Origin of the sequence: Pseudomonas sp. X4 (genome assembly GCF_040784925.1) — a bacterium.
Taxonomy (GTDB): Bacteria; Pseudomonadota; Gammaproteobacteria; order Pseudomonadales; family Pseudomonadaceae; genus Aquipseudomonas; species Aquipseudomonas putida_Z.
This window is the reverse complement of record NZ_CP160798.1, coordinates 1,981,194-2,007,462: the sequence shown is the minus strand read 5'-3', so window position 1 is coordinate 2,007,462 and position 26,269 is coordinate 1,981,194. Positions and strand designations below refer to the sequence as shown.

At 62.5% G+C, this 26,269-nt stretch carries 19 protein-coding genes; 6 read left to right on the top strand and 13 right to left on the bottom strand.

Annotated elements, in window-relative coordinates; genetic code table 11:
- Window positions 1-15: 15 nt before the first annotated feature.
- The 4 genes from ABX298_RS08760 to betI all read right to left on the bottom strand — a co-directional run bounded on the left by ABX298_RS08760 (window position 16) and on the right by betI (window position 5,968).
- Window positions 16-1,758 (bottom strand): potassium/proton antiporter, encoded by a 1,743-nt coding sequence (locus ABX298_RS08760; RefSeq protein WP_025340945.1) that lies wholly within the window; start codon window positions 1,756-1,758, stop codon window positions 16-18.
- A 265-nt stretch (window positions 1,759-2,023) separates the two neighbouring features.
- Window positions 2,024-3,721 carry a choline dehydrogenase gene (gene betA / locus ABX298_RS08755; protein WP_075046623.1) on the bottom strand — a complete coding sequence of 566 codons (1,698 nt, stop codon included), beginning with the start codon at window positions 3,719-3,721 and terminating at the stop codon, window positions 2,024-2,026.
- Between the two features lie 78 nt (window positions 3,722-3,799).
- Entirely contained in the window at window positions 3,800-5,272 is a 1,473-nt protein-coding gene (gene betB / locus ABX298_RS08750) for a betaine-aldehyde dehydrogenase (RefSeq protein ID WP_025340943.1), read from the bottom strand.
- A gap of 39 nt (window positions 5,273-5,311) precedes the next feature.
- Window positions 5,312-5,968, bottom strand: a complete 657-nt coding sequence (gene betI, locus ABX298_RS08745) for a transcriptional regulator BetI (protein ID WP_025340942.1) — start codon at window positions 5,966-5,968, stop codon at window positions 5,312-5,314.
- A gap of 533 nt (window positions 5,969-6,501) precedes the next feature.
- Between betI and ABX298_RS08740 the strand changes: the two genes are divergently transcribed.
- Together ABX298_RS08740 and ABX298_RS08735 are read left to right on the top strand one after the other, a co-directional pair.
- A complete protein-coding gene (locus ABX298_RS08740) occupies window positions 6,502-8,448 on the top strand; it encodes a BCCT family transporter (RefSeq protein ID WP_237141004.1) in 1,947 nt (648 codons plus the stop codon).
- Between the two features lie 120 nt (window positions 8,449-8,568).
- Window positions 8,569-13,215, top strand: a complete 4,647-nt coding sequence (locus ABX298_RS08735) for a DUF6543 domain-containing protein (protein WP_367394307.1) — start codon at window positions 8,569-8,571, stop codon at window positions 13,213-13,215.
- Here ABX298_RS08735 and ABX298_RS08730 read toward each other — a convergent pair.
- The 4 genes from ABX298_RS08730 to gpmI all read right to left on the bottom strand — a co-directional run bounded on the left by ABX298_RS08730 (window position 13,199) and on the right by gpmI (window position 18,471).
- On the bottom strand, window positions 13,199-13,987 hold the full coding sequence (locus tag ABX298_RS08730) for a divergent polysaccharide deacetylase family protein (RefSeq protein ID WP_075046620.1): 789 nt from the start codon (window positions 13,985-13,987) through the stop codon (window positions 13,199-13,201). The two genes, ABX298_RS08735 and ABX298_RS08730, sit on opposite strands and share 17 nt — an antisense overlap.
- Window positions 13,988-13,995: 8 nt before the next feature.
- Window positions 13,996-15,312: a S41 family peptidase gene (locus tag ABX298_RS08725; RefSeq protein WP_023660970.1), complete on the bottom strand. Its 1,317-nt coding sequence runs from the start codon at window positions 15,310-15,312 to the stop codon at window positions 13,996-13,998.
- Window positions 15,313-15,390: 78 nt separating this feature from the next.
- On the bottom strand, window positions 15,391-16,695 hold the full coding sequence (locus ABX298_RS08720) for a murein hydrolase activator EnvC (protein ID WP_015272119.1): 1,305 nt from the start codon (window positions 16,693-16,695) through the stop codon (window positions 15,391-15,393).
- Between the two features lie 240 nt (window positions 16,696-16,935).
- On the bottom strand, window positions 16,936-18,471 hold the full coding sequence (gpmI, locus tag ABX298_RS08715; protein ID WP_367394306.1) for a 2,3-bisphosphoglycerate-independent phosphoglycerate mutase: 1,536 nt from the start codon (window positions 18,469-18,471) through the stop codon (window positions 16,936-16,938).
- 206 nt (window positions 18,472-18,677) lie between these two features.
- Here gpmI and ABX298_RS08710 point away from each other — a divergent pair, with 206 nt between their 5' ends.
- Genes ABX298_RS08710 through secB form a run of 3 tightly spaced genes read left to right on the top strand, consistent with a single transcriptional unit; the run spans window position 18,678 to window position 19,872 of the window.
- Window positions 18,678-19,091: a rhodanese-like domain-containing protein gene (locus ABX298_RS08710; protein ID WP_003259887.1), complete on the top strand. Its 414-nt coding sequence runs from the start codon at window positions 18,678-18,680 to the stop codon at window positions 19,089-19,091.
- A 1-nt stretch (window position 19,092) separates the two neighbouring features.
- Window positions 19,093-19,347 (top strand): glutaredoxin 3, encoded by a 255-nt coding sequence (gene grxC / locus ABX298_RS08705; protein ID WP_003249204.1) that lies wholly within the window; start codon window positions 19,093-19,095, stop codon window positions 19,345-19,347.
- Window positions 19,348-19,386: 39 nt separating this feature from the next.
- Entirely contained in the window at window positions 19,387-19,872 is a 486-nt protein-coding gene (secB, locus tag ABX298_RS08700; RefSeq protein WP_013974581.1) for a protein-export chaperone SecB, read from the top strand.
- A gap of 162 nt (window positions 19,873-20,034) precedes the next feature.
- Here the strand turns inward: secB and trmL are convergent, their stop codons facing one another.
- Complete coding sequence (gene trmL, locus ABX298_RS08695; protein ID WP_025340939.1) at window positions 20,035-20,496, bottom strand: tRNA (uridine(34)/cytosine(34)/5-carboxymethylaminomethyluridine(34)-2'-O)-methyltransferase TrmL; 462 nt, start codon at window positions 20,494-20,496, stop codon at window positions 20,035-20,037.
- Here trmL and ABX298_RS08690 point away from each other — a divergent pair.
- Window positions 20,495-20,932, top strand: a complete 438-nt coding sequence (locus tag ABX298_RS08690; RefSeq protein ID WP_075046617.1) for a hypothetical protein — start codon at window positions 20,495-20,497, stop codon at window positions 20,930-20,932. The two genes, trmL and ABX298_RS08690, sit on opposite strands and share 2 nt — an antisense overlap.
- Window positions 20,933-21,390: 458 nt before the next feature.
- Here the strand turns inward: ABX298_RS08690 and ntrC are convergent, their stop codons facing one another.
- The 4 genes from ntrC to glnA all read right to left on the bottom strand — a co-directional run bounded on the left by ntrC (window position 21,391) and on the right by glnA (window position 26,205).
- Entirely contained in the window at window positions 21,391-22,827 is a 1,437-nt protein-coding gene (ntrC, locus tag ABX298_RS08685; RefSeq protein ID WP_013974578.1) for a nitrogen regulation protein NR(I), read from the bottom strand.
- Complete coding sequence (gene glnL, locus ABX298_RS08680; protein WP_025340937.1) at window positions 22,824-23,909, bottom strand: nitrogen regulation protein NR(II); 1,086 nt, start codon at window positions 23,907-23,909, stop codon at window positions 22,824-22,826. The genes ntrC and glnL overlap by 4 nt, the downstream gene beginning before the upstream one ends.
- 272 nt (window positions 23,910-24,181) lie before the next feature.
- Window positions 24,182-24,625, bottom strand: coding sequence for a cupin domain-containing protein (locus ABX298_RS08675; RefSeq protein ID WP_367394305.1), 444 nt, complete (start codon window positions 24,623-24,625; stop codon window positions 24,182-24,184).
- Between the two features lie 173 nt (window positions 24,626-24,798).
- Window positions 24,799-26,205 (bottom strand): type I glutamate--ammonia ligase, encoded by a 1,407-nt coding sequence (gene glnA, locus ABX298_RS08670; protein WP_025340936.1) that lies wholly within the window; start codon window positions 26,203-26,205, stop codon window positions 24,799-24,801.
- Window positions 26,206-26,269: the final 64 nt, after the last annotated feature.

Here is a 26,269-nt window from a genome sequence, read left to right as displayed (position 1 = left end):
CGGCAGAAACGAAGTTTAGAGGAACAATCCTGGTCCGGGTCGCGTTCCTTCGGGGAATCTGACGCCTACTTTCTGGATCTTGTTCCCGTCCATGGTGGCCACGGTCCAGATCGTGCCATGCCATTCGACCTGGTCACCTACTACTGGAGCGCCTCCGACCTTCTGTCGGATGAACTGGGCCAGCGGCATTTTCGCGTCCAGGCCGTCGAGTTTCAGGCCGTACAACGCTGCCACCGCACCCAGTTCGGCATCGCCTTCGAGCACGAAGTCGCCGAAGAAACGCAGGTCGAGGCCACGTTGTGGCGCCTGGCTGAACAGTTTGCCCAGGGCCGGCAGGTTATGTTCGTGGCCGATCACGCAGAGCATGTCGCCTACTTCCAGTACCGTACTGCCGGACGGGTGCAGCAGCTGCTCGCCCCGGAACAGCGCGGCGATCCGCGTGCCTTCGGGCATTTTCAATTCGCGCAGGGCGGCGCCGATGCACCATTTTTCGGCGCCCAGGCGGTAGACGAACATTTCCCACTCGCTGGTGATGTGCACTTCCAGGGCGGAGCGGGAGATTGGTGCCGGGTCTGGCGGTACTGTCACTTTCAACAGCTTGGCCATCCACGGCAGGCTGGTGCCTTGCACCAGCAGCGACACCAGCACGATGAAGAAGGCCAGGTTGAAGAACAGCTGGGCGTCCGGCAGGCCGGCCATCAGCGGGAACACCGCGAGGATGATCGGTACCGCGCCGCGCAGGCCGACCCAGGAGATGAAGCCCTTTTCGCGGCCATGGAAAGCCTTGAACGGCAGCAGGGCGGCGACCACCGACAGCGGCCGCGCCACCAGGATCATCCACAGCGCCAGGCCCAGCGCCGGCAGGGCGATGGGTAGCAGGTCGTGGGGCGTGACCAGCAGCCCCAGCACCAGGAACATGCCGATCTGCGCCAGCCAGGCCATGCCGTCGAGCATGTGCAGGATGCCGTGGCGGCTGCGGATCGGCTTGTTGCCCAGCACCAGGCCGCACAGGTACACGGCAAGGAAGCCGCTGCCGTGCAGGGCGTTGGTCAGCGAGAACACCACCAGGCCGCCGGCGATCACCAGGATGGGGTACAGGCCGCCAGCCAGCTTGATGCGGTTGACCAGTTGCAGCATCAGCCAGCCGCCGCCCAGGCCCAGCAGTCCGCCGATGCCGAATTCGCGCAGCAGGTGGGTGAGCAGGCTCCAGTGCAGGCCGGTCTGGCCGCTGGCGATCATGTCGATCAGGGTGACGGTGAGGAACACTGCCATCGGGTCGTTGCTGCCCGACTCGATCTCCAGGGTGGCGGTAACCCGCTCGTTCAGGCCTTTGCCGCCGAGCAGCGAGAACACCGCCGCGGCGTCGGTAGAGCCGACGATGGCGCCGATCAGCAGGCCCTGGATCAGGCTCAGGTCGAACAGCCAGGCGGCGACCAGGCCGGTGAGGGCGGTGGTGATCATCACGCCGATGGTGGCCAGCGACAGCGCCGGCCACAGCGCCACGCGGAAGCTCGCCACCCGCGTGCGCAGGCCGCCGTCGAGCAGGATCACGGCCAGCGCTAGGTTGCCCACCAGGTAGGCGGTCGGGTAGTTGTTGAAAATGATGCCACCACCATCGACCCCGGCGACCATGCCGACGGCGAGGATGATGACCAGAATAGGGATGCCCAGGCGCGACGACAGCGAACTGACCAGGATACTTGCGCCCACCAGCAATGCGCCGATCAGGAACAGGCTGTTGATGGTGCTTGCATCCAAAGGCAGGTACTCCGGGGACCGCAGGGGGGAGGGGACTTGATAGCATGACGCTAGCAGGTCGCGTGCCAAATGATTCTAACCTGATGAATTGGCAGGCTGTAAAGCGTTTCTGCAGATGAAAAAAAGGCACCGCGGTGGGTGCCTTTTCGGGGTGCCTGGGCGGGCCCTTTCGCGGGTGAACCCGCTCCCACAGGTACTGCACAGTTTTCAAAACCTGTGTGAACCCTGTGGGAGCGGCTTTAGCCGCGAAGAGGCCGGTGCAGGTTTACGCCTGCTTGACCTCACGCATCGGCTTGCCCTTCACCGGTGCATCGCCCGCCACGTAGTACTTGGCGGTGCTGCGCGGCAGCGGCTTGCGGCCACGGATCTTGTCCGAGATTTTCTCGGCGATCATGATCGTGGTGGCGTTGAGGTTGCCGGTGATGATCAGCGGCATGATCGACGCATCGACCACGCGCAGGCCCTTCATGCCATGCACGCGGCCTTCGCCGTCGACCACCGCCATGTCGTCGGTGCCCATCTTGCACGAGCAGGACGGGTGGAAGGCGGTTTCGGCGTGCTCGCGGATGAACTTGTCCAGCTCTTCATCGGTCTGCACGTGCGCGCCCGGGCTGATCTCACGGCCACGGTACGGGTCCAGTGCCGGCTGGGCCATGATTTCGCGGGTCAGGCGGATGCCGTCACGGAATTCCTGCCAGTCCTGCTCGGTGGACATGTAGTTGAACAGGATGCTCGGGTGTTGGCGCGGGTCCTTCGACTTGGCCTGGATGCGGCCGCGAGCAGGCGAGCGCATGGAACCCATGTGCGCCTGGAAGCCGTGTTCCTTCACACCATTGGAGCCGTTGTAGTTAATGGCCACCGGCAGGAAGTGGTATTGAATGTTCGGCCACTTGAATTCAGGGCGGGTACGAATGAAACCACCGGCCTCGAACTGGTTGCTGGCGCCGATGCCGGTGCCGTTGAACATCCACTCGGCACCAATGGCCGGCTGGTTCCACCACAGCAGCGACGGATACAGCGACACCGGCTGGGTGCAGGCGTACTGCAGGTACAGTTCCAGGTGGTCCTGCAGGTTCTCGCCAACGCCCGGCAGGTCGTGCACCACCGGGATGTCGAGGCTTTCCAGCAGGGCGCGCGGGCCGACGCCGGAGCGCTGCAGCAGTTGCGGCGAAGCGATGGCGCCGGAGCTGACGATCACTTCCTTGCGGGCACGGGCTTCAACGCGTTCTTCGCTGTCGCCGACCAGGTAGGTCACGCCGATGGCGCGCTTGCCGTCGAACAGCACGCGGTCAGTCAGGGCGTGGGTGACGATGGTCAGGTTCGGGCGCTTCTTGGCCTGGTCCAGATAGCCACGGGCGGTGCTGGAGCGGCGGCCGTTCTTGGTCACCGTACGGTCCATCGGGCCGAAGCCTTCCTGCTGGTAGCCATTCAGGTCTTCGGTGCGCGGGTAACCGGCCTGCACGCCGGCTTCGACCATGGCGTGGAACAGCGGGTTGTTGCCGGCTTTCGGCGTGGTCACGCTGACCGGGCCTTCGCCCCCGTGGTAGTCGTTCGGGCCGATGTCGCGGGTTTCGGCTTTACGGAAGTACGGCAGGCAGTCCAGGTAGGTCCAGTCTTCCAGGCCTGGCAGTTCTGCCCAGCCGTCGAAGTCCATGGCGTTACCGCGGATGTAGCACATGCCGTTGATCAGCGACGAGCCACCCAGGCCCTTGCCGCGGCCACATTCCATGCGGCGGCCGTCCATGTACGGCTCCGGGTCGGTCTCGTAGGCCCAGTTGTAGCGGCGGCCCTGCAGCGGGAAGGCCAGGGCGGCCGGCATCTGGGTACGGAAGTCGAAGCGGTAGTCGGGGCCACCGGCTTCCAGCAGCAGTACGGTGACGCCGGCGTCTTCGGTCAGGCGGGTCGCCAGGGTGTTACCGGCCGAGCCGGCACCGACGATGATGTAATCGAATTCTTGGGACATGAAAGTACCCTCGTGTTGGCGGTGATCAGGGAGCGGGAACGCCCGTGCGCAGCGGCACGGGCGTGGCTGGACAGGGCCTTAGAAGACCGAGTTGTAGCCGCCCAGCTCGACCTGGACCGACTTGATGCGAGTGTATTGAGCCAGCGAGCTGACGCCGTTCTCACGGCCGACGCCCGACTGCTTGTAGCCACCGACCGGCATTTCGGCCGGCGATTCGCCCCAGGCGTTGATCCAGCAGATACCGGCTTCCAGCTTGTGGATGATGCGGTGGGCGCGGGTGATGTCGTTGGTGCAGACACCGGCGGCCAGGCCGTACTCGGTGTCGTTGGCACGACGGATGACTTCTTCTTCGGTTTCGTAGGTGAGGATGCTCATCACCGGGCCGAAGATCTCTTCCTTGACGATGGTCATGTCGTCGGTGCAGTCGGTGAACACGGTCGGGGCCACGAACGCACCCTTGGCGAAATCACCGGCGGTCAGACGTTCGCCACCGCACAGCACGCGGGCACCTTCTTCCTTGCCCTTGGCGATGTAGCCAAGCACGCTTTCCATGTGCTGGAAGCTGACCAGCGGGCCGAAGTTGGTGTTTTCGTCTTCCGGGTTGCCAGCGCGGATGCGGGCAACGCGCTCGACGATCTTGGCCTCGAAGGCAGCTTTCATTTCAGCCGGGATGAACACGCGGGTGCCGTTGGTGCAAACCTGGCCCGAGCTGTAGAAGTTGGCCATCATGGCGATGTCGGCGGCCTTGTCCAGGTCGGCGTCGGCGCAAATGATCAGTGGCGACTTGCCGCCCAGTTCCATGGTGACTTCCTTGAGCGACGAGCTCGAGGCGCTGGCCATGACCTTCTTGCCGGTGGTGGTGCCGCCGGTGAAGGAGACTTTTTCGATGCGTGGGTGCTCGGTCAGCCAGGTGCCGACTTCGCGGCCGCTGCCGGTCAGGACGTTGAACACGCCGTTCGGCAGGCCGGCTTCGGTGTAGATCTCGGCCAGTTTCAGGGTGGTCAGCGAGGTGACTTCCGACGGCTTGAAGATCATCGCGTTGCCGGCGGCCAGGGCCGGGGCGGATTTCCACAGGGCGATCTGGATCGGGTAGTTCCAGGCGCCGATACCGGCGGTCACGCCCAGCGGCTCGCGGCGGGTGTAGACGAAGGACGATTCACGCAGCGGGATCTGCTCGCCTTCGATGGCCGGAACCAGGCCAGCGTAGTACTCCAGCACGTCGGCGCCGGTGACGATGTCGACGTAGCGGGTTTCCGAGTACGACTTGCCGGTGTCCAGGGTTTCCAGCATGGCCAGCTCGTCGTTGCGCTCGCGCAGGATCTCGACGGCGCGGCGCAGGATGCGCGAACGCTGCATGGCGGTCATCGCGGCCCAGACTTTCTGGCCACGCTCGGCGCTTTCGACGGCCTTCTCGACGTCAGCCTCGGTGGCACGTTGCACGTGGGCGAGGACTTCGCCGGTAGCCGGGTTGATGGCTTCGAAGGTGGCATCGCTGCCAGCGTCGACGTAAGCGCCATCAATGTAGAGTTTTTGCGTTCCGAAACGGGCCATAGTGTCCTCGCAAGTGCAGTGTGTGGTTTGGCTTGCGCGTCACGCTCCTGCCGGGTTGGCAAGGGCCGTGCGCGTTGGTTCAGCGGCCTGGTCGTTTGTACCCAGGGTGTGCTGCTTAGCCAGTTGTAGATCCATGTATTCGTAAGCAATCCGTATCGCCTGGTCGGTGTCGAATGCATCACCCGACAGGGCGCCACGCAGCCACAAGCCGTCGATCAAAGCTGCCAGGCCGCGGGCTGCCTTGCGCGCATGGTAGAGCGGCAGGGCGCGGCGGAACTGGCAGCACAGGTTGGAATACAAGCGGTGGTCGTTGATCCGCTGCAACCTGTGCAAATCGGGCTGGTGCATGCTGGAAGCCCAGAAGGCCAACCAGGTTTTCATCGCCGGGCCGTTCACCTGGCTGGCATCGAAGTTGCCCTCGATGATCACTTTCAGGTGGGCGCGCGGGCTGTCGTCCGTCAGGGCCTGGCGACGTGCTCTGACGCCTTCGTTGAGCATGTTCATGATGTAACCCATCGTCGCTGCGATCAGGCCGTTCTTGTCCCGAAAGTAGTGACTGATGATGCCGTTCGACACACCGGCCAAACGGGCAATCAGCGCAATGCTGGCGTCGCCCAGTCCGACCTGATCGACCGCCTGCAACGTGGCTTCGATCAACTGCTGGCGGCGGATGGGTTGCATACCGACCTTGGGCATCTTGCTATCTCCTCAGGCCTGCGAGCAGACGACGGGCGGCTGACTCGGCGAAGGCCAGTCTATTTTGTTTTGATTGAACGTTCAATCAATAAAGAATAAGCTCTGCGACAATTTGTGCCATTGACAGTTTTTCAGGCGGTCGAGAAGGCACGGATTGACACCCCAGGAAATCGCGTAACCCCCGGAATACAAGGCGTTGACGGGCATGAGCGATGCGAAATGCAGATTCTGCCGTGCGGTCATGGACCCTGCGGCGGGCCCTTGGAGCGGGCGGGGTGATCTGTGACGAATGCGCGCACCTCGGCTGAGGCGTGGCATTTGCAGCAGGCCACCTGTCTGTTTTTTTGCAACGTATCGATTCGGGATCACGGTTTCCAGGGTGCTTTTATAACACCTGATGCAGTGGGGATATTCCACCAATTGCTCGGGAAAGACTGATTAGCCTCCACAGCCGTACTGCCCGGAGCATTCGTGCAATGAGTTCTGCCTCACTTACCAACCCTCCGGCCGAGAGGGTACGGGTCAACCGCGTGGTGTTCTTCACCTCCGCGCTGATGATCCTCGTTCTGACTGCCTTGCTTATCGCTGTACCCGAAACCGCCGGCCAGGTGCTGGGCGTGGCCCAGAAATGGCTGACGCGCACCTTCGGCTGGTATTACATGCTGGTAATCGGTGGTTACCTGCTGTTCGTCATCTACCTGGCCTTCTCCGACTACGGCAAGCTCAAGCTTGGCGGCAAGGATGACCAGCCCGACTTCAGCTATGGCGCCTGGGCCGGCATGCTGTTCTCCTCCGGTATCGGCATTTCGCTGCTGTACTTCGGCGCCTCCGAGCCGCTGGACCACTACTTCAACCCACCGGAAGGCACTTCTGCCAGCCTCGACGCAGCGCGCCAGGGCCTGCAGCTGACCTTCCTGCACTGGGGCCTGCATGGCTGGGCGATCTACGCCCTGGTCGGCCTGGCCGTGGGTTACTTCGCCTACCGCCACAACCAGCCGCTGGCCCTGCGCTCGGCGCTGTACCCGCTGGTCGGTGAGCGTTGGGTCAAGGGTGCTGCCGGCAATGCCGTGGACATCTTCGGCATGTTCGTCACCCTGCTGGGCCTGGTGACCAACCTGGGCATCGGTTCGATGCAGGTGGCCTCCGGCCTGGAATACCTGTTCGGCATGGACCACAGCAAGACCAACCTGCTGATGGTGATCCTGGTCATGGCCGGCGTTGCCACCGTGGCGGCGGTCTCTGGTGTGGAAAACGGCATTCGCCGCCTGTCCAACCTGAACATCATGCTGTTCAGCGGCCTGTTGATCTTCGTCCTGCTGGGCGGCGAAACCCTGCACCTGCTCAACGGCTTCGTGCAGAACATCGGCGACTACCTCAACGGCATCGTGCTGAAAACCTTCGACCTCTATGTGTATGAAGGCGAAGCCGGCAAGTCCGAGCGCTGGCTGGGCCTGTGGACCGTGTTCTACTGGGCCTGGTGGATCTCCTGGGGCCCGTTCGTCGGCATGTTCATTGCCCGTATCTCCAAGGGCCGCACCGTGCGCCAACTGGTTAGCGGCGTGTTGCTGATCCCGCTGGGCTTCACCCTGGCCTGGCTGTCGATCTTCGGCAACACCGCGCTGGACCTGGTGATCAACCAGGGCGCCGTGGAGCTGGGCAAGACCGCCCTGGAACAGCCGTCGATGTCGATCTACCAGCTGCTGGAATACTTCCCGGCGGCCAAGATCGTGATCGGTGTAGCGGTGTTCGTCGGCTTCGTGCTGTTCCTCACCCCGGCCGACTCCGGCGCGGTGATGATGGCCAACCTGTCGTGCAAAGGCGGCAAGGTCGACGAAGACGCCCCGCACTGGATGGTGGTGTTCTGGTCGGTGGTCATCACCCTGGTCACCATCGGCCTGCTGTTCGCCGGTAACTTCGAAGCCATGCAGACCATGGTAGTGCTGGCGGGCCTGCCGTTCTCGGTGGTGCTGGTGCTGTTCATGTTCGGCCTGTACAAGGCCATGAAACAGGACGTGGCGGTCGAGCAGGAGCGTGCCGAGCTGGCCGCCCGTGGCCGTCGTGGCTTCAGCGAGCGCCTGACCCAACTGGAACTGCAGCCGACCCAGGCCGTGGTACAGCGTTTCATGGACAAGCAGGTCAGCCCGGCGCTGAAAGAAGCCGCCGCGCAGTTGCAGACCCTGGGCTTCGAGGTGGAAACCCGGGTTGGCCAGTCGCGCAACATGATGGGCCTGCGGGTGATGATGGAAGAGGGCAACCCGTTCGTCTATGAAGTGAGCCTGGATGGCTACCTGGCCGCGCCGAGCGAAGCGCCGGTGGAAGGTGAGCCGGAAGTGCGTCAGCGCTTCTACCGCGCCGAGGTGTACCTGCACGATGGCAGCCAGGAGTACGACCTGATGGGCTTTGCGCCGGAGCAGATCGTGCGTGATGTGCTGGATCAGTTCGAAAGCCACCGCCAGTTGCTGGGGCGTGTGTACAGCTGATTCTTGAGCGATGAGGAGGCCCTGCAAGACGCAGGGCCTTTTTCATGGGCAAGCAATAATTAGCCCGGGTAGCGGACAAGTTTGCTTCAGCCTGCCGGTTTTCTTCCGGAGGCATGCTTCATGAAACGTTCCGCTATTCCCACATTCGATTTTCAGTACGCCGCAGCCAGTCAGTTCAGTGATCGGCCGACATTGCGGCAGGTGACCAGCGAGAATCTGTGGACCGTGCTGCTGGGGAAGCTGCCCTGGCTTGCCTTTGTGAAGCCTGCTCTGTCCAACGCGGACCCTATCATGCTGGATAGTCCCGATCCCAGCACGCCTTACTGGGGCACGCAACCGCTGGTCGACCGTGTGCTCCAGGCATTGCTCGAAGCACAGCCGCTGGACATCGAGCCTGTCGGTGAGCGGCATCACAATCTTGCACTAACCTCCTCATACCGTTTTCCTGGCTCGGACAGCGCGTTCGACACCCGCCAACTGAGCGGCATGTCCGATGCGCTCGACGAACTGGTAAAGCAGTTGCCACGGCTTTTCTGCGAGGCACAGCTCGAATACTGGAATGCCAAGGGCAGTGCAGGGGTGAGCCGTGACCAGTGGTTGCAACTGCTGCTCAGGACTGCGCTCTTGCGTGGTCTGCCTCTGCAAGGGCTGGACGTTCAGGAGCAGGCCTGCATTCGCGGATTGATCCGCGGTGGTACTGCCCAGCCATCGGTCTGTTTCGTGAAAGCCAGCCTGACTTGTGGGTCGATTCAATACGACCAGATGCTCAGTCACCTGCTGGTCACTGGCGATTACGATGAGCGGCAGGTGGTGCTCTGGTGCGCGCCGTCCGGTATCACGCGCAGCTTCGCTTCCTTGGATGATTTCGGCGAAGCGTTGCGCAACGAACTGGCGCAGCACTACAGTTTTCAGAGCCTGTCGTGGACGCGTCAGCCGGTTGAGGGCAACGTCTTTGCCCAGCAGGTTTCGCTGTTGCTTGAGTCCATGTTCCAGTCTTTCGACCTGATGCGCTTCAGTGGCTTGTCCGATGTGGCGGCAATGGAGAGGCGTTTCGCCCACCTGAGCGACCCGGCGGCCTGGTTCGTACGCTACGAAGACGACACGCCAGCCACCATGGCCCCGCCAGGGCTCAGGGCCAGCGCTCCCCAGGACAGCTTTGCCTGTCGCGCCGCGTTGTTGCAGCTCGCCCTTGACCAGTTGGATGCCGGGGGTGTTTCGGTGCTGGACGGCATCCAGTCATTGACGGCGTATGCCGCGCAGCAACTGGGCGAGCAGATGAAAAAGGAGCACGGGGACGAAACCTCTCCAGATCACCTGCTTCTCGACCTGTATATCGCTCGGGGTGTGCCTGGTGGCGCTGCGACAGGTGCCGGCGGCGGCGAGCCACTGGCGTTCGTGGGTACCAAGTCGCTTACCGAATTTGCTATCGGTAACCTTGCTTCGCTCAAGGGCGCGGAGATCAAAAAGGTCAGCCATCGAAAGGGCATCACGCCCCCGAAGTGGCTGGATGCCAATGCTGCGAAGCGACTGGTGACCCAGGTAGACATTGGTGGCCGCTACCCAAACTATGTTGCCGAACAGCTCGATGATCAGGCCATGCGCGCCGAGCGCATCGTGCGTTTTGCCAGGGAATGGCGAAGCGCGTTTCTTTCCAGCGCCCTTTCGGCCAGGCTCGACGCGAAAGTCTCCGAGGTGGGCCTACAGTGCGTGGTCGATTTTTGCGCAGGTCATCAGGACCCCTTGGTTCCGCGCATGTCCTTGATCCCCCTGGCTTTCAGGCGCAGCCGTCATTCGCGCAAGAAAGACGAGGTGCGCGGCATGTACTTGCTGTTCTGCGCCGAGCCGGCAAAGGTTCTGGTGTACCGCCCGCTATATCGACAGGACACGGTTCGCGAGTACGCAAGCCTTGAGGCCTTGCTTGCACATATTCGTGAGTCGGCTCTCTTCCAAGATAGCATTCTTGACTGGATCGACCCGACCGCGCGCGACGTATATGCAGAGGGTGGTTTCAGCGAGCCGCACATTGTGAGTATTGGTCTCGACCCTTATACGCTCCCGGCCAAGCCGGAGCCGGCGATGCTCGATCTGAAGCTGTGGCGCAACAAGGTTGACGAGAAAATCTACCAGGCCAACCGAGATCTGCTGGTCGAGCTGGCAGGACTGGAATCGGTATCTGACGCCGAGAGCCGTTGGCAGCTCCTGTGCGAGGGCGCCTGGCTGTTGTTCGATGTGGTGACTCAGGCGATACGCGGTCCGGTCGCGTCTGTGGCCTGGTTAGTACAGTTTCTGGCTTCGCTGCAAAACGACTTGACCGTGTTGGAGCAGGGTGGTGAGTTCGATCGGTCCGCTGCAGTGGCCAACTTGTTGCTCAACCTCGGGATGACGCTGCTGCATGCCCATCAACCGAAGCAGGAGACAGTGCCCACAAGGCGGCTGCCTGATGTTTCACTGTTCGAAGGGCCCGACCTGCAAAACGGCGCGTATGCCGAACTTGCTATCGAGGCGCGTGAAGAACCGGAAGGCAAGCTGGGCGAACTGGGCAGCCAGGTGCTGGACTTTTCCTGGCGCGGCCAGCATGGGTTCAACTGGCTGCCCGCGCAACAGCGGCAGAGGTTGCAAGCCATGAGTTCCAGCGTCTCGGTCAATGGGTTGAGCCCTTTGACTGCGGGCGATGGTGAAGGCCTGTACCAGATCGATAAGAACTACTACGCGGCCATGGCTGGTGATCTCTATAGGGTGGAGTTGCTGGCTGAGGGAGTTCGGGTAGTCGATGCGACTGGCGGTTACGGGCCCTGGCTGGCATTTGTCGATGGGGCTTGGCGGGTGGATACGAAACTGCGCCTTGCGGGAGGGGCTCCCGACTCCAAGACTTTGGTATCGCGCCGCTTCGATAAACTGTACGAAAAAGTTTCCAAGCTGGAGGAGGACGTTCCGGCGTTGAAAGCGAAGGTCCAGGCAGTTACCAAGCAGATGATGGCTTTGCACAAAAACCTTGTGGCCATGGAGGCGTTGAAGTTGAAAGCGCAGTCTGAGGTGGCTTCGGCCCCTGCAGGTACTGATGTGTCAATGAAGGAGTCGCTGATAGAAAAGTATGCTCAACGAGAAATAGAGGTGAAGGAAAGCATCGCTCAGCAGCGCGAAAAAATAGTTTCGCTGCTGGAAGAGGCCATTGGCAAGATGGATGAACAGCTAAAACTGTTGATCACGATGGCAGAACCCAAGTATGCCAAATCTCGCCATAACAAAGGGTTGGATGAAATTCTTGACCAGCATCAGGAAAGTGCCCGAATAGAGCTGATTCGTGATTGTGTGTTCGTTTACAACGAGCTGTGGAGCCTGACGGACTATCCGCAACTTGCCGCGCTGCAACGGGCTATCGATGGGAAGCCATTGGCAGAGGTCGGCGAACAATATGCTGCGTTTCGTATCAAGCTGGAGCAGGTGGTGGAGTATCAGGACCGCATGCTCGCCATACGAGTGCACCTGGACAATTTGCTGGCCGAGTCGCCGGTTGAGCTTGTCATACCTTCCAACACCCCTGGTGACCATCGCACAGTGGGGCATCTGATCGACGAAAGACCGTTTTCGACCGTGCAGATGCGCTTCCATCAGGTGCAGAACCTGGCAGACCTGGCCTTGCACCTCAATGCTCCCGGCGGCCTTCAGACAGTCGCCCGCTACCGGGACGAACTGGTCAGCATGGCCTTGCGCAATGCCGCAGAGACTCACGGGGAGCTTGACTTTGCCAATCTGTCGGCAGATGACCGCATCGTGATCTTGCAAGAGGCATGGGATGAGTACTCTGCCGCATTACTCAATAGTGCCCGCATTCTCCGCGAAGGTGGCGACCTTATCGAACCCGCAATGCTCGAGCGGTATCGCAACCATGTAGAGCAACTGAAGGAAGATGCGGGAAAGCGGTTGGTTGCCGCGATCTCGGAGCAGGAGGGTGGAACGGTCGCGCAAAAGCGCACGCCCTACAAGGTGTCTACCGAAGAGCAGCGAGTGGTGCGCAACCTTGCTGGGCAGTTGATGATCGGTGTGGAAAGGACGGTAGGCGAAAGCCAGATCGTGGAAGTGCGCGAGACGTTCAGTGAAGAAGTACTGGCAACCTTCGACCTGGTGGATGGGGAATGGCGACAGCGGGAAAGCAAGCGCCCTTCATTGGCGGACGAAGCTACTCCAACAGACCTGCCCATGTGGGTACAGGTGCTTCTGGACGAAAGCGATTCCGTGCGGGAGCAGGCCGAGGACTATGTCAAGCACGACATCAAAGGGGCGTTGCTCGAGCAGTTGTTCGACCAGCATCTGGAAAAGCTGGATCAGGCGCTCGGAGTGGTGCGGGATGCCGGAGGAAACGACAAGCTGGTCAGGACGCTGGAGCTGGAGCTGGACAAGTTGGATGCAGAGAAAACATTGCAGATGACCACGCTCTATACCGACACCAAGTATCCGTCGGCCGAAGGCTTGCAGTATCTCCACAAAAAGGGGCTGATACAGGTCGAATATGTGGAGCGGCGCACCATGCAAGATGGCAGCGCTTTTGACGAATACCGGATCCGGCGTCTACCGAGCAAGCTGAGCCTCTGGGCTGCACACTTCCATTTACCCTCGCTGGACGCTAACGCTGATAATTTCACGGTAGGTCACCTCAAGACTTGGAAGCAGCGCAGTTTGAGTAGCCAGGCCGCTGCAGCCGCGGGCCAGCGGGTGCACAGGGGAAGACTTACGCTGGCCGAGGCCCGAGGAATCATTCCTTTCCGTTAAACCGGCCAACGGGGGCAGTGGGGTGGTGCCTGACATGTGCAGGCATCGTCTGATTGCCCCGCTCGGCAATCATCTGTTCCAGGCCGATCAGCTCTATGCCCTGGCGCTTCAGCCGGGGCAGTTCGCGTTCGAGCACTTCGAGGGTTTGCGGATAAGGGTGGCCGATCAGCACGGCTGAGCCTTGTTTGCGAGCCAGTTCGACCCCGAGCTGCAATTCGCTGCCGATGGCCTCGACCGTACGTACGTTGTCCAGAAAGACATCGCGGGATACCTGTGCCAGGCCCTGGGCCTGAGCCTGGAATGCGGCTACGGTGGCAGCGCTGGTGCGGCTGTCGACAAAGAACAGGTGCCTGCGTTGCAGGTCAGCCATCAGCATCGCCATTGCCTCGGGTTCGGCGGTCATGCGGCTGCCCATGTGGTTGTTGATGCCGACTGCGCACGGCACCTGCGCCAGGGCGGCGTCCAGGCGTCGGGCCAGCTCCGGCAGAGGCGTGCCGGGGTGCCAGGCGTAAGGGCCGGTGGCCGGGTCCATCGGCATGTGCAGGATCACCGTCTTGCCGGCCTTGTGCGCCTGGTGGGCAAAGGTGGTGGCATGCGGGGTGTCGGGCATGATCGCCATGGTCACCGGACCGGGCAGGGCCAGGGTGCGGCTATCGCGCTCGCTGCTCTGGCCCAGGTCGTCGATGATGATGCTCATGTAGGCCTTGCCGGCCGGCGCCGCTTGCGCGACCCCGGCCATAAGGCAGAACAGCAGACACAGCAGATAACGCATGGGGTGGGTCAGTCGCCCTTGGTGATGTTCAGGCCTTTGAGCAGGCTCAGGGCCTGGCTCAGCTGGAAGTCGTCATCCTGCGGGCGCTCCTTGCGCTTGCCGCTGCCGGTCGGGCGATCGGCACCGCCATTGCCGTTGCCCAGGTGGCCCTGCAGGTCGGCTTCCTTGAAGTTGTCGGTGTCGGCTTCGGCGGTGAGCTTGGCCGGGCGCACTTCGATGTCGGGGACAATGCCCTGGGCCTGGATCGAGCGGCCGTTGGGGGTGAAGTACAGCGCGGTGGTGAGCTTCAGCGCACGGTCGTTGGCCAGTGGCAGCACGGTCTGCACCGAGCCTTTGCCGAAGCTGTCGGTGCCCATCAGCACGGCGCGTTTCTGGTCTTGCAGGGCGCCGGCGACAATTTCCGAGGCCGAGGCACTGCCGCCGTTGATCAGCACCACCAGTGGCACGCCGTCGCTGGCGTCGGCCGGGTCGGCCGAGAAGCGCAGCTCGGAGTTGGCGATGCGGCCCTTGGTGTAGACGATCAGGCCCTTGGTCAGGAAGTGGTCGGCCACTTCCACCGCCGACTGCAGCACGCCGCCCGGGTTGTTGCGCAGGTCCAGCACCACGCCGCGCAGCTTCTTGCCGTTGTCCTTGCGCAGCTTGGCCAGGGCCTTGCCTACTTCGTCGCCGGTCTTGACCTGGAACTGGGTGATACGGATGTAGCCGTAGTCGTTCTCCAGCAGCTGGCTCTTCACGCTCTTGACCTGGATGACTGCGCGGGCCAGGGTCACGTCGAAGGGGTTGCCGCCGTCGCGCACCAGGGTCAGAGTGATTTTCTCGCCGACCTTGCCGCGCATCTTGTCGACCGCTTCGGTCATGGTCTGGCCACGAGTCGGGGCGCCGTTGATCTTGACGATCAGGTCGCCGGCCTGCACGCCGGCACGCGAGGCCGGAGTGTCATCGATCGGCGAGACCACCTTGATGAAGCCGTCTTCCTGGCCTACTTCGATGCCCAGCCCGCCGAACTCGCCGCTGGTGCTTTCCTGCAGCTCCTGGAAGTCCTCGGGGCCGAGGTAGGCCGAGTGCGGGTCGAGGTTGCTGAGCATGCCCTTGATGGCATTTTCCAGCAGGGTCTTGTCGTCCACCGGCTCCACATAGGCCGCCTTGATGCGGTCCATGACCTCGGCGAAGGTGCGCAGCTCTTCAAGCGGCAGTGGCGCCTTGGCGGTCACCTCGGTGGCCGGTACTGCGGCCGGCTTGGCCGGCTCCGCGGCAGTGGCCAGGGGCGCGCCGACCGCCAGGGCGATGGACAGGGCCAGCTGGGTGAGACGAGGCGAGTGCAGCATGTCGAACGAACTCCTGATCCTGTAAGCGCTCCCTGGGGAGCATCGGCGCAGCCCGTGGGCTACCCCGTAGAAATTTGACTAGCCCCGGCACCACTGCGAAGGGTCGGTAGGCCGGCCCTGCTGGCGGATGGCGAAGTACAAGCCGGCAGCGTCCTGGCCGCCGCTGTCGCCAACGGTGGAAATGGCCTCGCCAGCCTTGACGATATCACCGGCGCTCTTGAGCAGGCTCTGGTTATGGCCGTACAGGCTCAGGTAACCGTTGCCATGGTCGAGAATGACCAGAAGCCCGGCACCGCGCAACCAGTCGGCGAACACCACGCGCCCGCCGTGCACGGCACGGACCTGGGTGCCCGGGTTGGCGCTGATCATCACCCCGTCCCACTTGGCACGGGCATCGCTGCCGCGAGCATCACCGAAACGTGCCAGCAATCGACCATTGACTGGCCAGGGAAGTTTTCCCCGTGCGGCAGAAAATGCGCCGCCGTAGTTCGCGCCGTCGCTGGAAACCAGCGGGCCCAGGGTGGTGCGGGCCTTTTTCGGTGGCTCCACCGGTTCGCGGGCCTGTTCGCGGGCGGCAGCAGCGGCCAGGGCTTCCTGCTGGCGGCGCTTTTCCGCTTCCTGCTGGGCCAGCAACGCCTTCTTGCGCGCTTCTTCGGCCTCGCGGGCCTGGCGGGCGAGGGTTTCCTCGATGGTCTTGAGTACCTTGGACAGGTCGGCCTGATCCTGCTCGCGCGATTGCAGCTTCTGGTCGCGGTCCTTCATGTCGCTGTTGAGCTTGGCCAGCACCTGCTGGCGCTTGCCGCGCTCGGTTTCCAGGGCCTGGCGGCGGCTGTCGAGGTCGGCGCGCTGGGCCAGCAGCTGTTGCTGCTGGGTAGCGATTTCCTGTTCGACGTTGGCCAGCTGGCGCAGGGTCTCGTTGAAGGTGCGCAGTTGCTCCAGGCGCGCCTTGCTCAGGTAGTCGTAGTAGGTGAGGGTGCGGGCGAACTTCTCGGGGTTCTGCTGGTTGAGCAGCAGCTTGAGGTATTCCTCCCGGCCGTTCTGGTAGGCCGAACGGGCCTGGATGGCGATCAGCCGCTGTTGTTCAACGCGGGCGCTCTGGAGTTTTTTTTTCTCGGTATCAAGGCGCTCCAGCTCGCCCTCGGTCTTTTTTAGTTCTTGCTGCAGGGCCTCCACCTGCTTTTCCAGGTTGCCGATATCGGTCTCGGTGGCTTTGAGGTCCTTTTGCACACCGGCCTTTTCTTCCTGGAGCTTGCCCAGCGTCTTCTTGAGCTCGGCAATGTCCTGGCGGGTGGCGTCCAGTTGCTGCTGGGTCTGCGCACGCTCATCGGCAAAGGCCGGGCTGAGCAGGCAAGACAGGGCTAGGAGGATCAGGGCGCGAAGCATGGGGTTTGGCGTACCAAGGATGGAGACTGGCCTAGTATGCCCGCGCGGGCGGGCAAAAAAAACGCCTCGCTGCGGGTGCAGAGGGGCGTTTGTCTGGAATTCATGTGCAAAGGGGCTGCTTTGCAGCCCAATCGCCGGCAAGCCAGCTCCCACAGGATCACCACAGGCCTTGAAACTGTGCAGTACTTGTGGGAGCTGGCTTGCCGGCGATTGGGCCGCGACGCGGCCCCATGCTCAGAATCAGGCGTCGACCAGGATCGAGGTCCCGGTCATTTCCACCGGCTTTTCCAGCCCCAGCAGCTTCAGCATGGTCGGCGCCACATCGGCCAGCACGCCGCCGTCACGCACCTTGACGTTGCGCTTGCCGACATAGATGAACGGCACCGGCTCGGTGGTGTGCGCGGTGTGCGCCTGGCCGGTGCACTCGTCTTCCATCTGCTCGACGTTGCCGTGGTCGGCGGTGATCAGCGCTTCGCCGCCGACCTTGTCCAGCGCTTCGACGATGCGCCCGACGCAGCCATCCAGGGCTTCGACGGCTTTCACCGCAGCTTCGAACACGCCGGTATGGCCGACCATGTCGCCGTTGGCGTAGTTGACCACGATCACGTCATAACGCTGCTGCTCGATGGCCTCGACGATGCGGTCGGTAACTTCCGGTGCGCTCATTTCCGGCTGCAGGTCGTACGTGGCGACCTTCGGCGACGGGATCAGGATGCGCTCTTCGCCTTCGAACGGCTCTTCGCGGCCACCGGAGAAGAAGAAGGTGACGTGGGCATACTTCTCGGTCTCGGCGATGCGCAGCTGGGTCTTGCCGTTCTTCGCCAGGTACTCGCCCAGCACGTTGTTCAGGCTGGCCGGGGCGAAGGCGGCAGGGGCCGGGATTTTCGCCGAGTACTGGGTCAGGCCGATGTAGGCTGCCAGTTTTGGCAGGCGGGCACGCGGGAATTCGTTGAAGTCGGCTTCGACGAACACGCGCGACAGTTCGCGGGCGCGGTCGGCGCGGAAGTTCATGAAGACCACCGCGTCGCCGTCTTCGACCTTGACTGCTTCACCGATGCGCGTGGCCTTGACGAACTCGTCGCTCTCGTCGCGGGCGTAGGCCGCTTCCAGGCCGGCCAGGGCGGTGTCGGCGGTGTATTCGGCAGCGCTGTCGACGATCAGGTTGTAGGCGGCGCTGACGCGGTCCCAGCGGTTGTCGCGGTCCATGGCGTAGTAGCGGCCGATCAGGCTGGCGATGCGGCCCTTGCCCAGCTTGGCGAAGGCGGCGTCGAGCAGTTCGATCGACGACTGTGCGCTGCGTGGCGGCGTGTCGCGGCCATCGAGGAAGGCGTGCAGGTAGATCTTTTCCGCACCGCGCTGCGCGGCCAGTTCGGCCATGGCTACCAGGTGGTCCTGATGGCTGTGTACGCCGCCGTCGGACAGCAGGCCGAGGATGTGCACGGCCTTGCCGGCACTGGCTGCCTTGTCCACGGCGCCGGTCAGAACCGGGTTCTCGAAGAACTCGCCGTCGCGGATGGCCTTGGTCACCCGGGTGAAGTCCTGGTACACCACGCGGCCGGCGCCGAGGTTCATGTGACCGACTTCGGAGTTGCCCATCTGCCCGTCCGGCAGGCCGACATCCATGCCCGAGCCGGAAATGAGGCCATGCGGCTGGCTGGCGCGCAGGCGGTCATAGACCGGTGTGTTGGCGGCGTAGATGGCGTTGTATTCGGGGCTTTCGCTGTGGCCGAAGCCATCCAGGATGATCAGGACCAGGGGTTTGGGCGTACTCGTCATCAATCAAACTCACGGTTGTTCAAAGATGATAAAGACACGCATTTTAGGGCAAATGCGCCACCGGCGGCGAATATTCGTCCTGTTCCCTGACCAGCGTGGCCAATGTGGCAACATGAAGGTACCTTTCCGGCCGGCCCGTCGGGCTTTGGTGGCACTGGGGGGCTGTGTATACTGGCCGGCATTTTCAATCGCGTGGAACACCCCAGATGGTTGCTAACCTGATTCAATTTGCGACAAACCACTACATCCTGGTGGCGATCTTCGTTGTTTTGCTGGTCGCGCTGCTGGTCAACGAAATCCGTCGCGGCGGCCAGAGCCTGAGCAATGGCCAGCTGACTGCCCTGGTCAATGCCGAGAAAGCCCTGGTCATCGACATTCGCCCGACCAAGGAATACTCCGCCGGTCACATCGTCGGTGCGGTGAACATCCCGCAGGACAAGCTGGTCAACCGCATGAGCGAGCTGGACAAGCACAAAGAGAAGACCCTGATCGTCGTCGACTCGATGGGCCAGCAGTCCGGCACCATCTGCCGCGAGCTGCTCAAGGCTGGTTACAACGCCGCCAAACTGAGCGGTGGCGTTTCCAGCTGGAAAGCCGATAACCTGCCCCTGGTGAAGTGATATGAAGCCCGTCATCGTCTATTCCAGCGACTACTGCCCCTACTGCATGCGCGCCAAGTACCTGCTCGAGAGCAAGGGCGTGGCCTTCGAGGAAATCAAGGTCGACGGCAAGCCACAGGTTCGTGCCGAGATGAGCCAGAAGGCCGGCCGTACATCTGTGCCGCAGATCTGGATCGGCAGCACCCACGTCGGTGGATGCGATGACCTTTATGCCCTGGAGCGCGCCGGCAAGCTCGACGCGCTGCTGGCGGCCTGATTTGCACTGCATTCAAAAACATTAGGATAAGGATCTGCCATGACTGACCAACAGACCAACGGCGCTGCTGCAGAAGACAACAGCCCTCAGTTCTCCATGCAGCGCATCTATGTGCGCGACCTGTCGTTCGAAGCCCCGAAAAGCCCGCAGATCTTCCGTCAGACCTGGGAGCCGAGCGTTGCCCTGGACCTGAACACCAAGCAGAAAGCCCTGGAAGGTGACTTCCACGAGGTGGTGCTGACCCTGTCGGTTACCGTCAAGAACGGTGACGAAGTGGCCTTCATCGCTGAAGTGCAGCAGGCCGGTATCTTCCTGATCAAGAACCTGGACGCAGCTTCGATGAGCCACACCCTGGGTGCGTTCTGCCCGAACATCCTGTTCCCGTACGCCCGCGAGACCCTGGACAGCCTGGTGACCCGCGGTTCGTTCCCGGCCCTGATGCTGTCGCCGGTCAACTTCGACGCCCTGTACGCGCAGGAAATGCAGCGCATGCAGGAAGCCGGCGAAGCGCCGACTGTGCAGTAATAGCTGCATTTGAAAAAGGGCGACTTCGGTCGCCTTTTTTGTTGGCCTGTTCCGGCCCTATCGCCGGCAAGCCAGCTCCCACAGGTACTGCACAGGTTTCAAGGCTGGTGCGGTCCCTGTGGGAGCTGGCTTGCCGGCGATAGGGCCAGTGCAGGCAGCGCATCAACTGCCGGCAAACCCATTCTGCCGCCACGCCTCATACACCGTCACAGCCACGGTATTGGACAGGTTCAGGCTGCGGCACCCCGGCCGCATCGGCAGGCGCAGGCGTTGTTCGGCCGGCAGGCTGTCCAGTACCTCGGTCGGCAAGCCACGGCTTTCTGGCCCGAACAGGAAGGCATCACCCGGCTGGTAGGCCACCTCGTGGAACGGGTGCGAGCCCTTGGTGGTGAAGGCGAACAGCCGTGGGTTGCCCAGGCTTTCCAGGCATCCGGCCAGGCTCTCGTGGCGCTTGAGCGTGGCATACTCGTGGTAATCCAGCCCCGCGCGCCGCAGGCGCTTGTCATCCAGTTCGAAGCTGATGGGCTCGATCAGGTGCAGGTCGCAGCCGCTGTTGGCGCACAGGCGAATGATGTTGCCGGTATTCGGCGGAATTTCTGGTTGAAAAAGGATGACGTGAAACATGCACGGCTCCAAGCGTGAAGATGACGGGCATTCTACCCCCGAACCGGACCTGCGTTCGAAGGCGTTCCCACGGGTGATGCTGTCGCTGGCGATCGTCGGCTTGATGGTGGGGCTGATGATCGGCCGCCTGACCACGCCCGACGAGCGCGAGCTGCAGCAGGTGGAGGTGGTGCAGGATGGCCTGGAGCTGTGGTTCAACGAAGAGCCCCAGCTGCATGGCGAGAATGTGGAAGGTACGGTAGCGCTATTGTTCCAGGCCCAGGGCAAGGCCCGGCAAGGGCAACTGAGCCTGCAGGGCAAGCCTGTGAGCTGGCGGGTGCAGAATAGCAAGGAAGGTCTGTTGCTGACGGTGGTGGCCGCGCGCCCCCTGCACGGCGAGTGGGCCGGTGCAGAGGATGCTGGGCGCTGGCGGTTGCAGGTGAAACTGCACGAATAAAAGAGGGGATATCCCGGCCTGCCTGTACCAGGGTCCCCGAAAGGGGTACTGCGTATAAAGGGGGGATGGCCCGGCCTGCCTGTACCGAGGTCCCCAAAACTGGCGATGTTGCGAATAAAAGAGGGGTTCACCCGGCCTGCCTGTACCAGGGCCCCCGAAACTGGATATGTATGGGTTATTGCAGGGGGCGTGCCAGTTTTGAAAAGCCCGTAAATTATGGGTTTTCAGGGTGATTTGGCCGTTTTGGCGGGGGATTTGTGCCTTCGAGAGGTGCATCGGGCACAGGATCGGTGCATGGGCGCGGGAATGGCGGGGCCCGCTTCGCAGGCCCATCGCGACACAAGGCCGCTCCCACAGGACGCCGCTCGGTTCAGAGATAGCGCCGTACCTGTGGGAGCGGCCTTGTGTCGCGAAAGGGCTGCGCAGCAGCCCCAATGGCCTTGAAGGTTTACCGGACGTTAGTGCTCGTCCCCTTCCTCATCATCGCCACCTGCCACATTCATCCCCAGCTCCTTGATCTTGCGCGTCAGGGTGTTGCGCCCCCAACCCAGCAACAGTGCCGCATCGCGCCGACGGCCAGCGGTGTGCTTGAGCGCCGTCTCGATCATGATCCGCTCGAAGCTCGGCACTGCGCTGTCCAGCAGGCTGGTCTGCCCGCGCGCCAGCGCCTGGTCGGCCCACTGGCGCAGGGCCTGCTCCCAGTTGGTTACCGGTGCGGCGTCCTGTGGCAGGTTCAGCAGCTCGGGTGGCAGGTCGCCGATCAGCACTTCGCGGCTGGAGGCCATCACGGTGATCCAGCGGCAGGTGTTTTCCATTTGCCGTACGTTGCCCGGCCACGGCAGGTTGCGGATGAACTCCTCGGTTTCCGGCTTGAGGATCTTCGGCTCGACCGCCAGCTCCTGGGCGGCGCGGGCGAGGAAGTGGCGGGCGAGGGCGGGGATATCCTCGCGGCGGTCGGCCAGCCGTGGAATGTGGATGCGGATCACGTTCAGACGGTGGAACAAGTCCTCGCGGAACTTGCCGGCCTGTACCAGCGACTCCAGGTTCTGGTGGGTGGCGGCGATGATGCGCACATCGACCTTGACCGGCACGTGGCCGCCCACGCGATAGAACTCACCATCGGCCAGCACCCGCAGCAGGCGGGTCTGGGTGTCGGCGGGCATGTCGCCGATCTCGTCGAGGAACAGGGTGCCGCCGTCGGCCTGCTCGAAGCGCCCCCGGCGCAGGTTGGCGGCGCCGGTGAAGGCGCCTTTTTCATGGCCGAACAGCTCGGACTCCATCAGGTCCTTGGGGATGGCGGCCATGTTCAGGGCAATGAACGGCGACGCCGCACGCGGGCTGTGGCGGTGCAGGGCGTGGGCCACCAGCTCCTTGCCGGTACCGGACTCGCCGTTGATCAGCACGGTGATGTTGGAGTGGCTGAGGCGGCCGATGGCGCGGAACACCTCCTGCATCGCCGGCGCTTCACCGATGATTTCCGGGGTGCGCGCCAGGCTCTGCGGCACATCCAGCCCTTGTTGCTCCTGGGCGTGCTGGTTGGCGCGCTTGACCAGTGAGACTGCCTCGTCCACATCGAACGGCTTGGGCAGGTACTCGAAGGCACCGCCTTGGTACGATGCCACGGCGCTGTCCAGGTCGGAGTGGGCGGTCATGATGATGACCGGCAGGCGCGGATGCTGCTCACGGATCTGTGCCAGCAGGTCGAGGCCGCTGGTGCCCGGCATGCGGATGTCGGAAATGATAACGTCCGGTTGCTGGCGTGCCAGGCGGCCCATCACGCCATCGGCGCTGTCGAAGCTCTGGGTGGTCATGCCTTCCTGTTGCAGGGCTTTTTCCAGGACCCAGCGGATGGAGCGATCATCGTCGACGATCCATACGGTTTCACTTCGGCTCATGAGGCGGTGGCTCCTTGTTCCAGGGGCAGGTAGATCGAGAAGGCGGTGTGGCCTGCATGGCTTTCACACTCGATCAGGCCCTGGTGCTGGCTGATGATGTTCTGGGTAATGGCCAGGCCCAGCCCGGTACCGTCCGGGCGGCCGCTGACCATGGGATAGAAGAGGGTGTCCTGCAGTTCCGGCGGGATGCCCGGGCCGTTGTCGATGATCTCCACCCGCGCCACCAGGCGATGACGCACGTGGCCGATGGTGAACTGGCGCAGGGCACGGCTGCGCAGGGTGATGCGGCCCAGGCGCAGTTCGTTCTGCGAACTGATCGCCTGCATGGCATTGCGCACGATGTTGAGCACGGCCTGGATCATCTGCTCGCGGTCGATCAACACATCCGGCAGGCTGGGGTCATAGTCGCGCACCAAAGTGATGCAGCCCTGGCTTTCGGCCTCTACCAGGCTGCAGACCCGCTCCAGCACTTCGTGGATGTTGGTCATGGCCAGCGACGGCAGCTTGTTCGAACCGAGCATGCGGTCGACCAGGTTACGCAGGCGGTCGGCTTCCTCGATGATCACGTTGGTGTAGTCGCGCAGGCCTTCTTCCGGCAGCTCGCGGGCCAGCAGCTGGGCTGCGCCGCGGATGCCACCAAGGGGGTTCTTGATTTCGTGGGCCAGGCCGCGTACCAGCATCTTGGTGGTTTCCTGCTTGCTCAGCTGGGCCTCTTCCTTGGTAATGCGCAGCAGCCGGTCGCGTGGGTGCACCTCCAGCAGCAGCAGGGTCTGGCCCTGGTGCAGGATCGGCGTTACCGCGTAGTCGACGGTTATGGTCTGCCCGGTCAGCGAGGTGAGCTGCGCTTCGCGCTTGGTGAACGGGTGCGCCTGCTCGACCGCCTGGCGCAGCGAGCTGAGGGCCTCAGTCGACTCGGTGAACAGTTCGCTGATGAACTGCCCATGGCTGCGCTGGCCACTGACCGCCAACAGCATTTCCGCGGCCGGGTTCATGTACTCCAGGCGCAGCTCGGCGTTGAGCAGCAGCGTGGCGGTGGTCAGGTTGTCCAGAAGCAGACGGTGCTGGGCATCGCTGATGGTCATAGGGCGTCGTCGACCTCTTTTGGCGCGTGTCGGGCATGGGCGCGGCCATGGTCGGGCGCGCGGTGGATCCGCTGATTCCAGTCTTTGGGCAAAAAATGCAAGAACCAAACCAAGGCTCCGAAAAGAAGCGGAATTTGCCGATAAAGCCCTGGAGACGGGAGAATTCGCACCAGAATGAACTGATTAAACGGTTCACGTGATCGCTTTTGGGGTGCATTCGGGGGCGTTAGTCCACGGAATGCACCAATATGGAGCATAGGTGGTTTCAGGGTTTATCGCACAGTTGGCGGGCATTCGGCTTCTGGCGTTGAAAACGCCAAGTCTTCATTGCTTGCGTGGAACACCATGACAGTGGCGGGCTGCCTAGTGGTGTGCCCGCGGTGCACTTCCCCTTGAAGTTCTGCCAGCGTCTGGCCCGCAACCAGGCTTGTGCGCTTGCCGTCGCGGGTTTCCACCTCAAGTGTGCCCTCTGCCAGATAGCCCAGATTGAGCGCCTGATGGCAGTGCCAGCCGAGGGTTGTATGGGCGGGGATGCTGACTTTCACCAGCGACAGCACTGGTCGTCCTTCGGGGTAATCGCGATAGGGGGTGCCGTCCCAACTGCCGGTGGCGCGGTGAAGCACCTGTGACGTTGCCTGGCCTGGCGCGGTGCCATTGCTGGCGCAGCCGGCGAGGAGGGCGGATACGGTAATCATTGCAGGTAGAAGTTTGCGCATGGCGTGATGTCCGTTGACTGAAGGGACGCCTACCCTGCGTGCTGAAGGGGCGGCGAAATGTCAGCGGCATCTGCTGGTTCTGTATGAAATCGATGAGGCAGCCACGGAAACGAAAACGGCCTCCCGAAGGAGGCCGTTCGTGATCATGTCATCGGCGCCAGGCGCCGATCAGATCAGCAGCTGTAGTACAGCTCGTATTCCAGCGGGTGAACGAAGGTGCGGACCTTGATTTCTTCTTCGCTCTTCAGCTCGATGAAGGCATCGATGAAGTCGTCGGAGAACACGCCGCCCTTGGTCAGGAACGCACGGCCCTTGTCCAGCTCTTCCAGAGCTTCCTTCAGGCTGCCGCAAACCTGCGGGATGTCCTTGGCCTCTTCAGGCGGCAGGTCGTACAGGTTCTTGTCGGCAGCATCGCCTGGGTGGATCTTGTTCTGGATACCGTCCAGGCCGGCCATCAGCAGGGCCGCGAAGGCCAGGTACGGGTTGGCCGATGGGTCCGGGAAGCGAGCTTCGATACGGCGGGCTTTCGGGCTGCCGACGTAAGGAATACGGATCGAGGCGGAACGGTTGCGAGCCGAGTAGGCCAGCATTACCGGGGCTTCGAAGCCTGGGACCAGACGCTTGTAGGAGTTGGTCGACGGGTTGGTGAAGCCGTTCAGGGCCTTACCGTGCTTGATGATACCGCCGATGAAGTACAGGGCGGTGTCGGACAGGCCGGCATAGCCTTCACCCGAGAAGGTGTTCTTGCCGTCTTTCCAGATCGACATGTGCACGTGCATGCCCGAGCCGTTGTCGCCGTACAGAGGCTTCGGCATGAAGGTGGCGGTACGGCCGTAGGCGTCGGCAACGTTGTGCACGACGTACTTCAGTGCCTGTACTTCGTCAGCCTTCTTCACCAGGGTGTTGAACTTGACGCCGATTTCGTTCTGGCCGGCAGTCGCCACTTCGTGGTGGTGAACTTCGACGGTCTGACCCATTTCTTCCAGTGCGTTGCACATGGCGGTACGGATTTCGTGGTCGTGGTCGAACGGCGGAACCGGGAAGTAGCCGCCTTTCACGCCTGGACGGTGGCCTTTGTTGCCGCCTTCCACGTCAGCGCCGGTCATCCACGAGCCTTGCTCGGAGAAGATCTTGAACATCGAGCCGGAGATGTCCGACTGGAACTTCACTTCGTCGAAGATGAAGAACTCTGGCTCCGGGCCGGCGAATACGGTGTCACCGATGCCGGTGCTCTTCAGGTACTCTTCGGCGCGCTTGGCGATGGCGCGAGGGTCACGATCGTAGCCCTGCATGCTCGACGGGTCGACGATGTCGCAGGTGATGATCAGGGTTGGCTCTTCGGTGAACGGGTCCAGTACGGCAGTTTCGTCGACCGGCATCAGGATCATGTCGGAAGCTTCGATGCCTTTCCAGCCAGCGATGGAGGAACCGTCGAACATCTTGCCGACTTCGAAGAAGTCGTCTTCCAGCGCATCACGCGACGGCATGGTCACGTGGTGCTGAATGCCTTTGGTGTCCGTGAAACGCAGATCAATCCACTTGACGTCATGATCTTTGATGAGTTGAACCGACTTCGACATGTTGTCCTCCGGATGGTCTAGAGCGCGGTGGGCCGCTGCCCTGGAAAAAGGGTGTTGCCGGGCG

Coding starts and splice junctions, on each gene's coding strand:
- betA (WP_075046623.1), bottom strand. CDS start 3,721: ATGTCCCAAGAATTCGATTACATCATCGTCGGTGCCGGCTCGGCCGGT.
- betB (WP_025340943.1), bottom strand. CDS start 5,272: ATGGCCCGTTTCGGAACGCAAAAACTCTACATTGATGGCGCTTACGTC.
- betI (WP_025340942.1), bottom strand. CDS start 5,968: ATGCCCAAGGTCGGTATGCAACCCATCCGCCGCCAGCAGTTGATCGAA.
- ABX298_RS08735 (WP_367394307.1), top strand. CDS start 8,569: ATGAAACGTTCCGCTATTCCCACATTCGATTTTCAGTACGCCGCAGCC.
- ABX298_RS08730 (WP_075046620.1), bottom strand. CDS start 13,987: ATGCGTTATCTGCTGTGTCTGCTGTTCTGCCTTATGGCCGGGGTCGCG.
- ABX298_RS08725 (WP_023660970.1), bottom strand. CDS start 15,312: ATGCTGCACTCGCCTCGTCTCACCCAGCTGGCCCTGTCCATCGCCCTG.
- ABX298_RS08720 (WP_015272119.1), bottom strand. CDS start 16,695: ATGCTTCGCGCCCTGATCCTCCTAGCCCTGTCTTGCCTGCTCAGCCCG.
- gpmI (WP_367394306.1), bottom strand. CDS start 18,471: ATGACGAGTACGCCCAAACCCCTGGTCCTGATCATCCTGGATGGCTTC.
- ABX298_RS08710 (WP_003259887.1), top strand. CDS start 18,678: ATGGTTGCTAACCTGATTCAATTTGCGACAAACCACTACATCCTGGTG.
- grxC (WP_003249204.1), top strand. CDS start 19,093: ATGAAGCCCGTCATCGTCTATTCCAGCGACTACTGCCCCTACTGCATG.
- secB (WP_013974581.1), top strand. CDS start 19,387: ATGACTGACCAACAGACCAACGGCGCTGCTGCAGAAGACAACAGCCCT.
- ABX298_RS08690 (WP_075046617.1), top strand. CDS start 20,495: ATGCACGGCTCCAAGCGTGAAGATGACGGGCATTCTACCCCCGAACCG.
- trmL (WP_025340939.1), bottom strand. CDS start 20,496: ATGTTTCACGTCATCCTTTTTCAACCAGAAATTCCGCCGAATACCGGC.
- ntrC (WP_013974578.1), bottom strand. CDS start 22,827: ATGAGCCGAAGTGAAACCGTATGGATCGTCGACGATGATCGCTCCATC.
- glnL (WP_025340937.1), bottom strand. CDS start 23,909: ATGACCATCAGCGATGCCCAGCACCGTCTGCTTCTGGACAACCTGACC.
- ABX298_RS08675 (WP_367394305.1), bottom strand. CDS start 24,625: ATGCGCAAACTTCTACCTGCAATGATTACCGTATCCGCCCTCCTCGCC.
- glnA (WP_025340936.1), bottom strand. CDS start 26,205: ATGTCGAAGTCGGTTCAACTCATCAAAGATCATGACGTCAAGTGGATT.